Origin of the sequence: Lysinibacillus sp. NPDC092081 (assembly GCF_044755845.1) — a bacterium.
GTDB lineage: Bacteria > Bacillota > Bacilli > Bacillales_A > Planococcaceae > Lysinibacillus.
Window position 1 is genome coordinate 1 of record NZ_JBIVRU010000012.1, and the last position, 15,071, is coordinate 15,071.

Annotated in this window: 14 protein-coding genes and 1 riboswitch; of the genes, 6 read left to right on the forward strand and 8 right to left on the reverse strand. The window is 33.4% G+C overall.

Features of this window, described 5'->3' with window-relative positions:
- Positions 1 to 195 (forward strand): 4-hydroxyphenylacetate 3-hydroxylase C-terminal domain-containing protein (locus tag ACIQLB_RS16460; RefSeq protein ID WP_400727929.1); only part of this gene is annotated, 195 nt, incomplete at its 5' end.
- Positions 196 to 1,160: 965 nt separating this feature from the next.
- Here the strand turns inward: ACIQLB_RS16460 and fabZ are convergent.
- Positions 1,161 to 1,586, reverse strand: coding sequence for a 3-hydroxyacyl-ACP dehydratase FabZ (fabZ, locus tag ACIQLB_RS16465; protein WP_400727931.1), 426 nt, complete (start codon positions 1,584 to 1,586; stop codon positions 1,161 to 1,163).
- A 166-nt stretch (positions 1,587 to 1,752) separates the two neighbouring features.
- Positions 1,753 to 1,959 (reverse strand): tautomerase family protein, encoded by a 207-nt coding sequence (locus ACIQLB_RS16470; RefSeq protein ID WP_400727934.1) that lies wholly within the window; start codon positions 1,957 to 1,959, stop codon positions 1,753 to 1,755.
- Between the two features lie 229 nt (positions 1,960 to 2,188).
- Between ACIQLB_RS16470 and ACIQLB_RS16475 the strand changes: the two genes are divergently transcribed.
- Together ACIQLB_RS16475 and ACIQLB_RS16480 are read left to right on the forward strand one after the other, a co-directional pair.
- A complete protein-coding gene (locus ACIQLB_RS16475; RefSeq protein ID WP_400727937.1) occupies positions 2,189 to 2,809 on the forward strand; it encodes a LysE family translocator in 621 nt (206 codons plus the stop codon).
- Positions 2,810 to 3,014: 205 nt separating this feature from the next.
- Positions 3,015 to 4,355, forward strand: coding sequence for an NAD(P)/FAD-dependent oxidoreductase (locus ACIQLB_RS16480; protein WP_400727940.1), 1,341 nt, complete (start codon positions 3,015 to 3,017; stop codon positions 4,353 to 4,355).
- Between the two features lie 97 nt (positions 4,356 to 4,452).
- Here the strand turns inward: ACIQLB_RS16480 and ACIQLB_RS16485 are convergent, their stop codons facing one another.
- From ACIQLB_RS16485 to mgtE, 5 genes are all read right to left on the reverse strand, one after another.
- A complete protein-coding gene (locus ACIQLB_RS16485) occupies positions 4,453 to 4,626 on the reverse strand; it encodes a hypothetical protein (RefSeq protein WP_400727943.1) in 174 nt (57 codons plus the stop codon).
- Between the two features lie 380 nt (positions 4,627 to 5,006).
- Complete coding sequence (locus tag ACIQLB_RS16490; protein WP_400727945.1) at positions 5,007 to 5,354, reverse strand: YkgJ family cysteine cluster protein; 348 nt, start codon at positions 5,352 to 5,354, stop codon at positions 5,007 to 5,009.
- Positions 5,355 to 6,367: 1,013 nt separating this feature from the next.
- Entirely contained in the window at positions 6,368 to 6,895 is a 528-nt protein-coding gene (locus tag ACIQLB_RS16495; RefSeq protein ID WP_400728321.1) for an IS3 family transposase, read from the reverse strand.
- Complete coding sequence (locus ACIQLB_RS16500; RefSeq protein ID WP_400727948.1) at positions 6,850 to 7,098, reverse strand: IS3 family transposase; 249 nt, start codon at positions 7,096 to 7,098, stop codon at positions 6,850 to 6,852. Before ACIQLB_RS16500 ends, ACIQLB_RS16495 begins: the two co-directional genes overlap by 46 nt.
- A gap of 285 nt (positions 7,099 to 7,383) precedes the next feature.
- Positions 7,384 to 8,742 (reverse strand): magnesium transporter, encoded by a 1,359-nt coding sequence (gene mgtE / locus ACIQLB_RS16505; protein WP_400728324.1) that lies wholly within the window; start codon positions 8,740 to 8,742, stop codon positions 7,384 to 7,386.
- Between the two features lie 262 nt (positions 8,743 to 9,004).
- Positions 9,005 to 9,170: riboswitch (M-box (ykoK) riboswitch) on the reverse strand.
- Positions 9,171 to 9,889: 719 nt separating this feature from the next.
- On the opposite strand from mgtE, the gene ACIQLB_RS16510 reads away from it, so the two are divergent.
- The 3 genes from ACIQLB_RS16510 to ACIQLB_RS16520 all read left to right on the forward strand — a co-directional run bounded on the left by ACIQLB_RS16510 (position 9,890) and on the right by ACIQLB_RS16520 (position 11,490).
- Entirely contained in the window at positions 9,890 to 10,252 is a 363-nt protein-coding gene (locus ACIQLB_RS16510; protein WP_400727950.1) for an Lrp/AsnC family transcriptional regulator, read from the forward strand.
- A gap of 573 nt (positions 10,253 to 10,825) precedes the next feature.
- Positions 10,826 to 11,005, forward strand: a complete 180-nt coding sequence (locus tag ACIQLB_RS16515; RefSeq protein ID WP_400727953.1) for a hypothetical protein — start codon at positions 10,826 to 10,828, stop codon at positions 11,003 to 11,005.
- A gap of 152 nt (positions 11,006 to 11,157) precedes the next feature.
- Positions 11,158 to 11,490 (forward strand): aminoglycoside 6-adenylyltransferase, encoded by a 333-nt coding sequence (locus tag ACIQLB_RS16520; RefSeq protein WP_400727956.1) that lies wholly within the window; start codon positions 11,158 to 11,160, stop codon positions 11,488 to 11,490.
- A gap of 17 nt (positions 11,491 to 11,507) precedes the next feature.
- Here the strand turns inward: ACIQLB_RS16520 and ACIQLB_RS16525 are convergent, their stop codons facing one another.
- Positions 11,508 to 14,600 (reverse strand): hybrid sensor histidine kinase/response regulator, encoded by a 3,093-nt coding sequence (locus tag ACIQLB_RS16525; RefSeq protein ID WP_400727959.1) that lies wholly within the window; start codon positions 14,598 to 14,600, stop codon positions 11,508 to 11,510.
- Between the last annotated feature and the right edge of the window lie 471 nt (positions 14,601 to 15,071).

Consider the following 15,071-nt stretch of genomic DNA (forward strand, 5'->3'; position numbering starts at 1 on the left):
GCAGAGGAACGAGTAAAAATATTTCGTTTAGCTTGGGATCTAACGATGAGTTCATTTGGAACAAGACAAACCCAGTATGAGCGATACTTTTTTGGAGACCCGATTCGATTATCCAGCGATTTATATAAGAAATATCCAAAAAATGAATATGTAAAGGTAATTAGTAATTTCTTGAATCTTAAAAAAGAAGAGTAATAGAAATTCAATTATTGCCTTAAGTGAATACAGGTTAAATAATTCCTTTTTAGGATCAAAATACTACGCTCAATCTTTTTATACATTGAGCGTCCTGCTATTTTTGCAATGATTCCATGCTATTTTAACGATATTTTAGCTTTCTTTAAATCCTCTAAAACAACATTAAATGCAATATGTTTTTATGAAACGTGGTAAGGGATTTCTGATCCTTCCCTACCTATAACCAATCCAACTCTCTTCTTCTTTAATTCAATAAAGCTGCTCTATTATCTTTCATAAAGTATAAGACCTAATTTTTTATAAAACTCTATTAATACTTGTAAATTTCCTAGTAATAAAAAACTTTCATCTCACGCAAAGGTCTAATATTATTTAATTTTGTTCTTCTATTCTAATCCTTCTTCAACTAACCTGCGCCGTTAGTTTAAGTACATTTCTTCACAATCTTTATAGTTACATTAACATAAATATCCAACAAAAAATCATCTAATCTCTAAGAAATCTACAGAGGAGAGATGATTTTAATCAAACTTTATTACAAATTATCGATCTTTATTATAAATAATCAATCTTTATTACAAAGCACACAAGGTCCCCCCTCAAAATTCAGCGAATTGAGAGATTAACTGCCCGTAAAAGCCCGATTGGTGAAGACCCCAAAGGATTAACGTTTCACTTTATTTAATCTGCTTGAGATGAAAATCGCACTTGAGAAAATAAAGATACCTGTACATAGCCACATCGTAATTCCATTCCATTGACCATTTAATAATGTGATGTTCGTGAGGATGATAATTGCATGAAACAAGTTGCTATATAAAGAGCTAAGGGATAGTTCATGTAACCACCTCCATTTCGAAGTATTCCATTTATTATATGATTCAACAACTATTTTAAAAATCCTTTATATAGAGAACAAAAGTACTGCAATGACTTTTTGCAGTACTTTTAAATCGAGTGGATTAGCTTCCAAATGCAAAAATAAGCTCTGTCTCACAAGCTATTTCTCCGTCAACTGTTGCAATTCCACGGCCTTTACCAATAGCACCCTTTAAGCGTGTAATTTCCACTTCAAGACGCAATTGATCACCAGGTTTAACTTGTTTTTTAAAGCGACAACTATCAATACCTGCCAGTAATCCAAGTCGCCCTTGATTTCCTTCTTTTGTGAGCATAATAATTGCACTTACTTGAGCTAACGCTTCAACAATTAACACACCTGGCATCACTGGATAATTAGGAAAATGTCCATTAAAAAATTCTTCATTGATCGTTACATTTTTAATGGCTACCGCTCTCTTCCCTTCTTCTAATTCCAATACTCTATCCACTAACAGAAAAGGATAACGATGTCTAATAACTTCTTGTATTTGTTGAATATCTAGCATCAAAAAAACCTCCAAAAATATTATCACCTAATTCTATCATTAAATATTAGTAGTTGGTACTATTTTTACGTCGAATTACAAAATATAAGCCACATCAGCTTACATGCGACTAAAATAAATCTTATAATAGAAACAAAAAACTTTCGGATTTCAAGCATTCTACCGTTTATTCACCAAAACCTTCACCAAATTTTATGGAATGTGGTTGTCCTCTAGTTGCCCAATTGTCTCGATCGTTTTCATCAAATATGACCGTAACCCATTCTTCCTTAGTATTTAATGTTCTGACTGCCTCATTAGTCACTGCCTCAACAAATTGTTGTTTTTGTTCACTAGTTCTTCCCTTTGCTAACTTTACAGTAATCACAGGCATAAAAATCCTCCTATCTTAATCCGTTCACTATAATTCAATAACATACAACATTATACAAATATCACCAAATCGTTTTCTAAATTATATAAATAGTTATTTTCGCTTCTTTTCAGTAATTCATTATCGACAGGTATATAGAAGATAGAATATAATATTTCTTGCATTCATTAAGTCAATTTTATTATTCTCTTAACTGAATGATTAGTTTATTAGAATAGGATGAGTAAACATGTTATCTTTTATTGCAATAGTTCTTCTTTTATTTTTAATTCCTGGTCCTGCTGTGATCATTACCATTACGCAAACGCTGAAAGGTGGTAAAAAGAACGGTATTTTCACTGCATTAGGCATTGGACTTGGTGACTTAGTTCATACGTCAGCAGCTGTATTAGGATTATCAGCAATTTTAATGAAATCTGCCACTGCGTTTGAAGTAGTAAAATATATTGGTGTTGCATACCTTGTTTATTTAGGTATTCAAATGCTACTAACGAAGCCACAAAAAATAGAAAAACCAACTGTTGAACAAAGTCCGGCAAGTACTTCGTTCCGCCAAGGTTTTTTAGCGGAAATTTTAAATCCAAAAACAGCATTATTTTTCTTAGCGTTTTTACCGCAGTTTGTTCAACATAATGGCCAATCAATAACTGTACAATTATTGATTTTAGGAATAACTTTTGTTGTGATGAGCGCTTTATATACTATTTTGTTAGCTATTATTACAAGCTTTATTGGTGAAAAAATCTTTACGAAAACATCAAACAACGGTTCACGTTGGCTTGAAAAGGCTGTCGGTTTCGTTTATATTGGTCTAGGCGTTAAATTAGCACTTCAAACTCAAAGTAGATAATAGATAGTTTCTTAGGAGAACACGATAATAACGTGCTCTCCTTTTATATTTCAATCCTCACCCCTATTTCTGCTGCTCGCTTTTTGACCAAAGCCATGAATTTACTCCCAATCCCTTTAAACAGTTTAGTTTTGTGTTGACAATCCACATATTATAAAATACTCATATAGAAATATTACTTATTAATTAAAGAAGGTGTAAATGGATGTATGATATTACAGTTATCGGTTCAGGTGTAAGTAGTGTTTTTTTAGCATATACCTTATCTCGAAGTAATCAAAAGATATTAATTCTTGAAAAAGGAAAATCTCTAGAGGAGAGAAATTGTCCTTTAGATCGAGGCAAAACATGCGATTGTAATATATGCGAGAAATATTTTGGTTTTGCTGGTTTGGGTAAATCAGAAGGAAAGTTCAATTATACAAGTGATTTTGGCGGCGAATTAGAGCAAAAAATAGGTAGAGAGAATCTTCTACAATTAATGGATGAAGTGGACGAAATTTTATGCCGTTTTGGTGGAGACTCGGTTATAAAATATTCCACAGCTAATACAGAACTCTCAAAAAGAGCTCAATTATGTAACTTACAGATGTTAACTACTGAGGTGAGGCACCTAGGTACGTCACTTTCAACAAAAATTTTTCAACAAATTTATAAAGTTTTATCAAGCAAGATAGATATTCAATTTGAGGTAGATGTGCAAGATATAAAAAAAGATAACAATTCTTTTACTTTAATAACAAATAAAGGTGATATCCAATCTCAGCAAGTAGTTTTTGCAACAGGTCGATCCGGAACTGATTGGTTAAAAAAACATTGTTCTAGTCTTGGAGTTAAGCAAGGCAAAACTCGTTTAGATTTGGGTATTAGAGTTGAAATGGCAGAACAACAGCTACGTTCAATTTTGGAAGATACTTTTGAAACAAAACTTGCTTATGCACATGGAGATATCATTTCAAATACTTATTGCATGAACCCTAACGGAAGAATCATTCGTAAATATCAAGAAGGTTTAGTCATGCCAGATGGTCAAAACTTTCGAGAGCAAAAGAATGGAACTTCTAACTTGAATTTTACTTTGTTCACTCCAACGTATTTCCCTACTCTTAAAGAAGCAAATACGTATGCACATAAGGTTATCGGTAAAATAAATAAAGGGACCGATCGTATTGTAGTACAACGATTTGGAGACTTAAGGGAGGGACAGTCTACAACAAAAGAAAATATGGATAATAATCGAATTCAGCCTTCGTTAAAAGCTGAATTTGGGGATTTAACTAAAGAAATTCCTTTGCTATATATTCAAATCTTGCAGGGATTTTTTAACCATTTGGAAAAATTTATTGGTGAAGAAATTGATGAGGATACATTGCTTTATGGTATGGACGGAAAGTTTTATTCGCCATCAATAGAAACTGATGGAAATTTCCAAACAAATATTCAAGGATTATATGTAATTGGAGATTGTTCAGGAGTTACACATTCATTATCACAAGCAGCAGCTAGTGGTATTTTCGTAGGTAAATATTTAGCTAGTAATTGTTAATTTTAAGAATTACTTACTTTATTGCAAAATCGTAAAATTTTTTATGTACATGCTTATAGACCAAAAAGTCTATAAGCTTGATGTTGCCTATTTTTATTTACTGTTTTGGTGTATTTGCGGTAAGTGGATTACTGTTTGCAACTAATTGTACTGGTGTCGTGCCTTGCTGAGCAGACTGTGTCATTTGTTGTGCATTGTTCATTAGCCCAAAGCGTTTCAGTACACCAAAAATAGCCGCGCCGCCTATAATCCCCCATGCTAAAAATCTCACTGATGAAAACCTCCTTTCTCATGCTATATATTTTAAAACAGATTTAGTATTGGGAATCCTATACGGTTTATACTGTGTTAGCTATACAAGCTTTTATTAAATTTACATATTATTTGTAAAAATTGCATCATACAGCGGAATTAAATGGTATGGAATTCGAATGGAGGTAGAACTATGATTATTAAAATTGCATCATTTGAAAATATTGGCGCTATTCACTTGTATGACAAACATGGATTTAATGAAACGAGTCGTTCTATGCGCTTAGAACTTTAAAAATAAGTACGATATTAGAGCCTGCATTAAAATACAGCAGGCTCTTTTATATTAGGTCGAATGTTAACATTTCGCTTGTTAATATTAGCTTGTAACCTTCAATATTAAATAAAATCGTTCCACGTAAAATCAATACTTAAAATACCAATTGGAAGCTCATTAGCTATATAGTTTTTTCCAAAGGCCACTTTTGGTTTTCGAAAACACACAAGATTATTATGATAACCAAAAGCTCGGCAAATAGACGGACGTGCTGAATGGATTCCACACTGGTCATTTATTTCGTCATAAAAAATACAGGTTCCATATAAACGTTGTTGATTTTTTAATTCTAAGCTCATTTTTTTAGGCATCGCTATGATTTTCTTTTTTATTTTCTTTAACTCTTTTTCTGTAATCGGAACAGGCCCACAACACATTCCTCTGCAGCCTTTACATGGTAAATCTTCCATAAAATCATCATCTCCTAGAAAAAAGCAAGTGTTAAATTCGTTTATTGATTTGGATTCTCTAGTTCAGTAACTCAATTAAAGCAAAAAAATAGGACTCTCCTGGCCAGGAGAATCCTATTTTACACTTTAAATTAATAAATGTAAATTATAGCATAAATAAAATATTTTGTCAAATAAAACACGCTCAATCTCTTCTTTATTAATTATATTTGTTCCAAAATAATCTTTCCCTTTAATCAAATAAAAATAGAAAATGGACACAAAGTATTTTATTAAAGAGGAACTATTAAACATTGTTCATGAAAAATTAGCAACACGATTTGAACTACAAACTAAAATGACAATAAACATTTTTATGAATTTTCAAAGGTTATAGATAATTTTTTATATAGTTGGTATTTAGACTACTCAAATTAAATGAGTAGTCTCCTTCCGCTTGTATGCTTGGGAAGCGACTGTTATAGTAAGCCCCCTACCAATTTTTTACATTCTCTAATTTAATTATATATAAAGGTGCGTATATTACAATAAAGCAAGGTTAAAACATCAAAATGAGGGCTAGAATGACCTACTTGTAAGTTATTTCAAACGAACTGTTCCATAAAACTAATCTATGCAACAGTTCTTCTTCAACTAAACCCCTCTATAAACATTGATGCATCAATGGTTTCCAGCACTTCGTGATGAAGAAAAAATAATTTTTCACTTCATTTACAAACAGTGTTTTGAATTTATTGTTTTAATTTACCAGTTAGGTATACGCTTCGCTAAAACTAATGGAAATCATCGGAAATTAGCTCTCTTCTAACAGGTGACCTTGCTGCTAGATTAGTTATATGTAGCCAAGTTATGGGTATTATTCGCATCGTTATAGAACTTTCTATAATATAACTTTATTAATGCGATTTGATATACCAATTCGTATGAAAATTGTTAAAAAGACGCTTTATATCAATAAAAAAGGATATCCAAATCATTTCGATGGTAGTGACCCCTTAAAGTTAGAGTTTTTATTATGCAGCTAATTGGCTGGCATAGGTTCGGTATTTTACTGGACTCATGCCAGCCAGTTTTTGTTTAATATGTTCATTGTTATAGTAGTCGATATACCGTTTGATTTTCTTCTTCAATTCTTCATAGGTGATTAATACTTCATCGTAATACATCTCTTGGTTGAGTATGCTAAAGAAGTTTCTCATCGCCGCATTGTCTGCACACGTCGCTTTGTGAGACATGCTTTGGAAAATATTGTATTGTCTTATTATTTTCACCCATGAATTATGTTGATAATGCCAGCCTTGGTCCGAATGAATCGTTGCACGATATGTAGCTTGGTTCTGAATGATTGGCAGAACTGGATGTAGCGATTCTAATACGAAATCCAATGTTGGGCGTTTGGACATACTAAACCCAATAATTTCTCCGTTATAGAGATTTATAATTGGACTTAAATAAAGTTTTTCATTTTCTGTACACTTGAATTCTGTTACGTCTGTCACCCGTTTTTGTAAAGGTTTGGCGTGTCGAAACGGCGATTCAATCGATTCTTTGCGACTTTACCCTCCTTGCCCTTGTATGATTTATTACGAGATTTACGAACGAATTTCACACACTTTAAACCCAATTCCTTCATGATTCGCTGTACTTTCTTGTGATTGATGACGTATCCCAGCGATTTTAATTCTGCATGGATTCGGCGATAACCATATCTACCTTCATGCTTCTCAAATAGCGCCAAAATCAATGTTTTCCATTCTTGATTAGGATCTTCATTCTTTGATGATGAATATGGTAATGATACGTTGCTTCAGGGATTTCAACGATTTTCAAAAACCCCGTTCTAAATTTAGAACGGGGTTAAAATATAGTTGTTTAATTTTCGATATAAGATACTTCACTATAAATAAAAATATAACAATAAAGTCGTTTGAAAATCTAAGATTTATTCAACAATGGCGCCCGATTGTTGAAGTATGGGCTTAGGAAAGATTTATGAATACACGAGGAGCAGCAGTTATTCGTGGCTTTTCTACATCAATTTTGAAATAAACATTGTTGCAATGCCAAAGTAAATAAGTAAGGATAGTATATCATTTAGTGTTGTAATTAATGGACCAGAGGCCACTGCTGGATCGATGTTGAATTTATATAATAGTAGAGGTATAATGGTCCCAGCTAAGGTCCCAATAATTAGAGTCACAACTAATGAACTTCCAACCACTAATCCTAGAACAGGATTTCCTTGCCAAACAAAAGCTATAATGGAAATTAATATTCCACAGGTAATGCCTATTATCAATCCAACTTTAAGTTCTCGAATAATAAGTCTGAAAATAACTCCTTTATCAATATCATTAGTAATTAGACCTCTTACAACAACAGCTAAAGATTGAGTACCTGTATTTCCAGTCATCCCTGCAATCATCGGCATAAAGAAGGCAAGTGCAACAACTTTGGACAACGTTTCTTCAAAACCACTAATAATAGTTCCAGACACTAATCCGATAAATAAAAGTAAAATAAGCCAAGGGAGTCGGCGATATGCAGCCACATGTGCCTTCGTGTCAAAATCAATTGCTTTACCAGATGCCGAAAGTTTTTCAATATCTTCATTTGCTTCCTTGATCACAACGTCAATAATATCGTCAACTGTTACAATTCCTACTAATTCATTATTTTTTTCAACAACAGGAATTGATAAAAAATCATAACGCTCAATAACACGAGCTACTTCTTCTTGGTCCACATCAGCAGTAACAGAGATCACTCTGCTATACATAATATCTTGAATTTTTTCAAATTCCTCACTTATTATTAAATCACGATATGATACAACACCTACTAATTTTTTATCATCATCAATTACATACAGATAGTTAATCGTTTCCGAGAACTCTGCAAATATTTTAAGTTTATCAACTGATTCACTAACCGTATAATGTTGAGGAATCCACACAAAACGGTTTGTCATTATTCGTCCTGCCGTTTCAGGAGGATAGTTCATGATATTTTGAACAATTTTAGATTCTTCTTGTTTCATACCTGAAAGAAGTTCTTCAATTTTTTCAGGAGATAGGTTCTCTAACAATGAAGCTAAATCATCATTATGCATTAGATTCATTATCTGACCAGATTTTTCGATTCCTAATTTATTTAGAACTTTTAATTGATGTTCTTTTTCAAGTTCTTGAATCAGTTCAGCGATTTGTTCAGGAATAAGAAACAATAAGAAACGTGTATGATGTTTTTCTGGTAGCCCCTCAAAAATTCGTGCAATATCATAAGGTTGGAGTTCCTTTAATATTGCTTGGAACTCTTTCTGTTTTCCTTCTTTTAACGCCTTAATAATTTGAAGCGTTATTTGGTCTTCTGGCATGTTTTTAATCATTTTTAACACCACTACTCCTTCATTGAGGAACAAAAAATATTCCACCAACGATAAAACATTCGTTTCGTTATGAAAGATAATTTAAAATTCCTCATGGATATTCTGTGTATTTAGTTCATTTTTATAATACTTCGAGTCTGGTTCTGAATAGTTATCCATTTTCCTCACCTCACAAAAAAATAAAACACCTTCATAACGAATGAAGGTGTTTACACGGTACTATATACGTACATTGATTGCACAACAAATAAATTGTAGCAAATCTACTCCTCCATTCGTAGAGCTTTAGCACTGTGTGGCATAGGACAAAGCCAGCTACATTAAAAACCACCTTATGTCGATGGTTTCTGTTGACCCATTGGCGTCTTTCGACATTTCTGGGCAGTAGCATATCTCCTACACAGGAGCCTCACCTAACGAGGATATTTAATTTACAAATTCACTCTAAAAGAAAACCTTTTAGAAGTCAATGTTTTTATTTGAATTTTATATTGACACCCTAGCACCTCATTCTCGATTAACCTGCTTAATTAATTGCATTTGGATTCACTTTTTTATAATTCTTTCTCCTATATGGCCCGTTTATTGATCAAGAAAAAATCCTTATAGGTGTCCTTTCTTTTTAACAAAATTTATATGTTCAAATACAAAGCCTGGAAAACTTTACTGTTCGTAAAATTTTCCGGGCTTCTTACTATATTTTACTTTTAATCGAGGTTTTGTCCCAGCCTCGTTCTTTTTTACATTAAAATAGTTTAGTTTTTTATGTCCGTGTTTCATCTCTTGGCTTTAAAAATTTTGGACGTTTACTGTATCCTTCTGATGAAAGAAGCAAAAAGGATTTTTCGAAATTGTGCCAACTCAAATTTGCACCCACACTTAAATATGGATAGCCGTATAACCTAAAGAGTGTTATGCTATCATCAAATCAATATTATTTTTTTTCCCCAAAACTAAACAAACAAAATTAAAAAATCTTTTCTCTGCATATTCGAGTACTAAAGTGGCATTGCAGATTTGTTGGATTTTCATATTTACAACTCCTTTTCTTTAAACTACATTTAGTTTATACTATGTCCAATAGTAATTACATAGATCAAATCAAGTCTTTTAGCGATTTGACTTGAATAATGAAAGAAGTTTCTACATGTTAGATAGTACGGATCTGCGTATTAAAGATGAACTTTCCAAGAACAGTCGTATTACGATGAAGGAATTGGGTGAAAAGGTACATTTGACTGGGCAAGCGGCGTCATCGAGAGTGGCAAGACTTGAAGATAATGGTGTTATTGAGAGCTATACTATTAATGTGAATCCAATAAAATTAGGCAGCAATGTCCATGCATTTATAAATATTTATACAAAAAGTCCTTACCATGAACCTTATCTGTCATTTATAAAAACGCAGCAGCAATTTATTCTTAATAACTTTAAAATCAGTGGAGATAGTTGCTATCTTCTTGAATGCAGATTTTCAATTTTCAACTTTTACATAAACGCTACCGAATAACTTCCCATCAATATAGGCATCCAACTTCCACATGCCGGCTTTTGGGAAAGTCATATTGGTTGGGGCATGGTTATCTGCTCCACTGTTCGGCCCAAGTAACTTAACATCTGTAACCAATTCAACTTCTTTTTGTGTTAACTGTACCCTTTACGCTAAGGTAATCTCCTGTTTTGACGCTCTCTCCCCAAAAGTGCCAGGCGTATTTTCCTGTTTTGCTAACAACTATTTTCCCTTCTTTACTATGCGTAAATCCTAATAATTTTGATTCACCAATGAAGCTTAAATTTTCAGATGTAAAGTACTCGCTTTCTTTCCACTCATTTTCCTTCGCTAGTACCTCTCCAACAATACTCGAACCATTATGCTGTTGGATTCTTTATGTGAGCAACCTACTAATACCCATCCGCAAATTGTGACGAAACCTATAATTCTTTTCACAACCATTTCCCCTTTTTATATGTTTACGATTATTTATCATTTTTCGTTATAAAATTTATCATTGTCATTTCCGTTATATTCTAAGTGTAATTGCACAATCTAAACTGTAACTAAACAATAACGGAGGTTATAGCAATGAAAAAATTCTTATATATCGGTGCAATGTCAGCATTCCTATTAACTGCTTGTTCTTCTCATGACGAAGCTCCAGCTAGTGAACAAGCAGAAGCAAAAGAAAAAACCGTCAATGCTGAAACAAAAGAAAATCTTGAGAAAAGTTTTCTATATGAATCGGAAGATCCGTTTACAAAGTGATTGAAGAAGACAGATAACTAATTAAGGTTATCTGTTCTTTATTGTGATTTTCTAAATACATTCTAATAGAATGAAATTGGCGATTTTTAACACACAATTTAGAAAAGATGACCGAAGAGCGGTCTAAATGAACGGCTCTAGAACAAACTAAAATGCTCCAAAGGATATCTGTTCAAGATTACGATATCGTCTACGTAGTCACTGAAATCTCCTCGTTTCTAAATGATACGTCATGGTTAGACGTTTTTAGAGACTTACTATTGATTCAAGAACCTGACAAAAACAATCAATCTTATCATATGGATTTTGATCAGTCATATGCGTATTTTATGCTCTTTATGGATGGAAACTGGATAGATCTTCGTTTTCGTAGTATTGAAACATTTATGCAGGCGTTCCTATCAATGATGATCAAACTTTTGTATAAAATTGCACCGGACAATTTAAAAACTGCACCTCCAAAAATGGGGTGCAGCTCAATATGAATATACTTATTTCACCATCAATTCACACTTAAATTGCTTTGATTTTTCTTTTTAAGAACAACAAACGATATTGCGGTTCCTTGATTTGGTTTACTATTAATTTGAAGTCCCTCACCGTAATGTTGTTTTAAGCGAAGATCTGTATTAAGCAATCCAATTCCCGTTGATGTCTCCAATTTTCTTACAAGTAAACGTTCCATCGTCGCTTCATCCATGCCAATACCATCATCCGACACAGTGATCTCAATGTACATGTCGTAATTTACAATGCGAAGATGAATATTCCCGCCATTTTCACGCGGCAAAATACCATGTTTCAAAGCATTTTCAATCAATGGTTGAATGGTCAGTGATGGTATCATGACGTCTGTAGAAACTTCCACATCCCACGTTACATTTATCCGCTCCCCAAAACGTTCCTTATGAATATATAGATAGGATCGAACAAGATTTAACTCATCCTCCATTGGAACAAGCTCATCAATATTTTGGAACTTAAATGACTCCCTTAAAAAATCACTCAGTGCTTCAAGTAGCTTACTTGTACGCTCGATATCAATTTCACTTAATGTAATGATTGCATTTAATGTATTGAATAGAAAATGCGGTTGTATTTGAGCCTGAAGCCAAGCTGCCTCCATTCGAAGCCTTTCTTGTGCAGATTGTTTAACGTCGGTAAGTGCTTTTACTCTTGACCTTAACTCCAGAGCATCAACAGGCTTTGTGACGTAATCGTTGGCACCAGATAAAAATCCATTTTCAATGTCTTGAGACTGACTTCTTGCCGTAAGAAGTAACACGGGAAGTTCTGTTATTGAAAATTGCTGACGAATTGTACGTACTAATTCGTAGCCAGACATATTCGGCATCATTACGTCTGAAATGACCAAATCCCACTCTTGAGACATTAGTATATCGAGAGCCTTGCTACCACTTGTAACCATTTCTAAGTCATATTTTTCTATTGAAAGTATTGTTTCGATCACTCTTAAGTTAATTGGATCATCATCGACGACCAAAACTCTAGGTCGATTTGCTTCAATGATTGGATGGTTTTCAGTTTTATCATCGTATGAAGTCGCTACTGTTGATTCTTCCTTCGAGTGCAAAGACTCATTTTCTGTAGCATCTTCCTCATCAGGTAAGTTTGATATTGGTAAGGTAAAATTAAATTCAGACCCTTTCCCTACAACTGAATTTGCCTGTAATGTTCCCCCATGTAGTTCAACTAATCGTTTACTAATATTAAGGCCTAGTCCAAATCCACCTTCAATCATTGCCTTACTAAGGGCACCTTGCTCATAAGGTTCAAATATACGTTGAATGGCGTCCTCATCAATACCAATACCAGTATCCGAAATAACAATTTCCGCCATATCATTTTTCACATGACCTGATATTGTCACTTCACCTTCATTCGTGTATTTCACTGCATTATGAAGTAAATTGAAAACAATTTGAATAACCCTATTTTCATCTGCAACTACTTTTGGGAAATTTTCAGGGATATGATTAATTAACTGAATCTGCTTTCCTTCTTTCATAACATAGTGCATATCTAACACACCCGATACAATCGAGTGAATCGAAAAAGTTTTAAGCTTCAGTTTGGGGTTACTGTCTTTTAAGCTCATAACATCTAGTAAATCATTTAACATTAGTGACATACGACGTCCTACAGAGAGTACTGTTTCTAAATCCTTGACACTTTTGTCACTAAGTACACGTTCTTCTCTTTCCAGAACAGCTTTTGAAATGTTAAGGATTCCATGAAGTGGATTTCGTAATTCATGAGACGTATTGGCAAGAAATTCATTCTTTAACTTATCTGTCTTTTGAAGCTTAATAGCAAGTTCTTTCGTATCCGAATGGACTTTAGCATAACCTTTAAACCATAAAATAGCCAAACAAGCCACTGTCATAATAATATCAAACGGATACATGATCATTTTGATTCCAAAAATGAGAAGTAGTCCATCCCAAATAAGATTATTACCAAATGCTAAAATGGCAAGAAGTAAAAAAATATTACTTTTAATCTCTTTAATAGATTCTCGCATTACAGTTAGAATCGTTATAACAATCGGGATTCCTAAAATCATAATGTTAATACCTTGATTGGTTACTACATAGCGAGTAGGAAGTACGATGGTCAACAATGATGCTATACCACAGAAAATACTAAACAAGCGAATATATTTTCTCACATGTTGAGGTAACCAATGTTTTATGCATTGAAGCAGTGAAAAGCCTATGCCGACCATAGAAAGATGAACTAATTTAAAGGCCCAGTCGTAATTAATCGGAAACCAATAAGATAATAATTTGTCATCGCTTCCTAATAGGAAATAAACCATACTGCTAATCGATAATAGAGAAAAGTAAAGTAATCTTTTTTCTTCCTTGTTTCCTACAAAAAATAAAATAATGGAATAGATAGCATGTAGTAAAAAAACCACTGCTACTAGTTGTTGCATATTTATCGACAATTGAGTTTCCCGAGCTAATATATCTTCTTTTCCTAATTTAATGGAGCGAACAATTCCACCGTCGCGAGGGTCCTTAAAGTTAGAAGCCTGAACAATAATTTCAATCTCTTTGTGACCGTTGGCTTCAAAAGAAGCAGTATATGGAACATTATAGGCAACTGTTTTTTCTGCACTTTCCCCTATTGCACCTGATTTTGCCAGCCGCCTGCCATTTACATATATTTCTGAGGAACTCCGAACACTCGGAACTCGAATACTGTAGGTTATGTTGTCTTCAGGATTGACGAGTAATTTTAAGCGATAAGTACCGTAACCATAAGGGCTTCTCTCTCCCTGTTGTAAAGCAGAACTCCACCCTTTAGGAACCTGTATATATTTAGCATTTTTCGCGGATTCTAAATGCTTTTCTTCACTAATCAACCAATTATAAGGATAAAACTCCCACTCTCCATCTAATGTAATAGCATGACCATCATTAAAATTCCAATTTCTTAAATCCATTTGACCTTTTATAGCATGTGGTTGATCTGTATTAATAAATACCTTCAGCCATAAAATTCGTGAGCCTGTTAGAAATATAATAAACAAGCTAATGATGAGAGCAATTTTTCTCTTTTTCATTAAAAATAATTGTCAAAAGGAAGTTTGTGTTTTTCTGTTTTTAACACAAGTCCCTTAGGCCAAACTACACCTCCTACGATATAATATCCTATCATGGTTATAATTACTTTTAAATCTAATTATCTATACAAGACCCAAATTTTACATTGTGCAACATTTAATTTTCCAAAAATATACTTATTCTCTTGAAATTCAAAGTACCCCTTTACAAAAATCACTAAGGCTCAATTTGAGGACCTGATGATTTCAAACTATAGACAAACGCTACTTTGTTTTCATAAAACTGTAGGTTACGGACACCGACATTTGCATTTTGTAAGGAGCGCCGAAACTGTCACGCTTTCAGTTTATGTGAGAGGCTAGTTTGTAGTGAATATTTTAATCATAGCTATAATGCTAGTCTAGTTACTTCCTCATCTTGGGGTAACTTTATTAGAGAATAATTGACAAAAAGGCCAGGTTCTCAATTAT

Bases quoted from the DNA above. Each gene is read 5' to 3' on its own strand.
- ACIQLB_RS16510 (WP_400727950.1), top strand. From the start codon at position 9,890: ATGTTAGATAGTACGGATCTGCGTATTAAAGATGAACTTTCCAAGAAC.
- ACIQLB_RS16475 (WP_400727937.1), top strand. From the start codon at position 2,189: ATGTTATCTTTTATTGCAATAGTTCTTCTTTTATTTTTAATTCCTGGT.
- ACIQLB_RS16520 (WP_400727956.1), top strand. From the start codon at position 11,158: ATGCTCCAAAGGATATCTGTTCAAGATTACGATATCGTCTACGTAGTC.
- ACIQLB_RS16480 (WP_400727940.1), top strand. From the start codon at position 3,015: ATGTATGATATTACAGTTATCGGTTCAGGTGTAAGTAGTGTTTTTTTA.
- ACIQLB_RS16470 (WP_400727934.1), bottom strand. From the start codon at position 1,959: ATGCCTGTGATTACTGTAAAGTTAGCAAAGGGAAGAACTAGTGAACAA.
- fabZ (WP_400727931.1), bottom strand. From the start codon at position 1,586: ATGCTAGATATTCAACAAATACAAGAAGTTATTAGACATCGTTATCCT.
- ACIQLB_RS16525 (WP_400727959.1), bottom strand. From the start codon at position 14,600: ATGAAAAAGAGAAAAATTGCTCTCATCATTAGCTTGTTTATTATATTT.
- ACIQLB_RS16490 (WP_400727945.1), bottom strand. From the start codon at position 5,354: ATGGAAGATTTACCATGTAAAGGCTGCAGAGGAATGTGTTGTGGGCCT.
- mgtE (WP_400728324.1), bottom strand. From the start codon at position 8,742: ATGATTAAAAACATGCCAGAAGACCAAATAACGCTTCAAATTATTAAG.
- ACIQLB_RS16515 (WP_400727953.1), top strand. From the start codon at position 10,826: ATGAAAAAATTCTTATATATCGGTGCAATGTCAGCATTCCTATTAACT.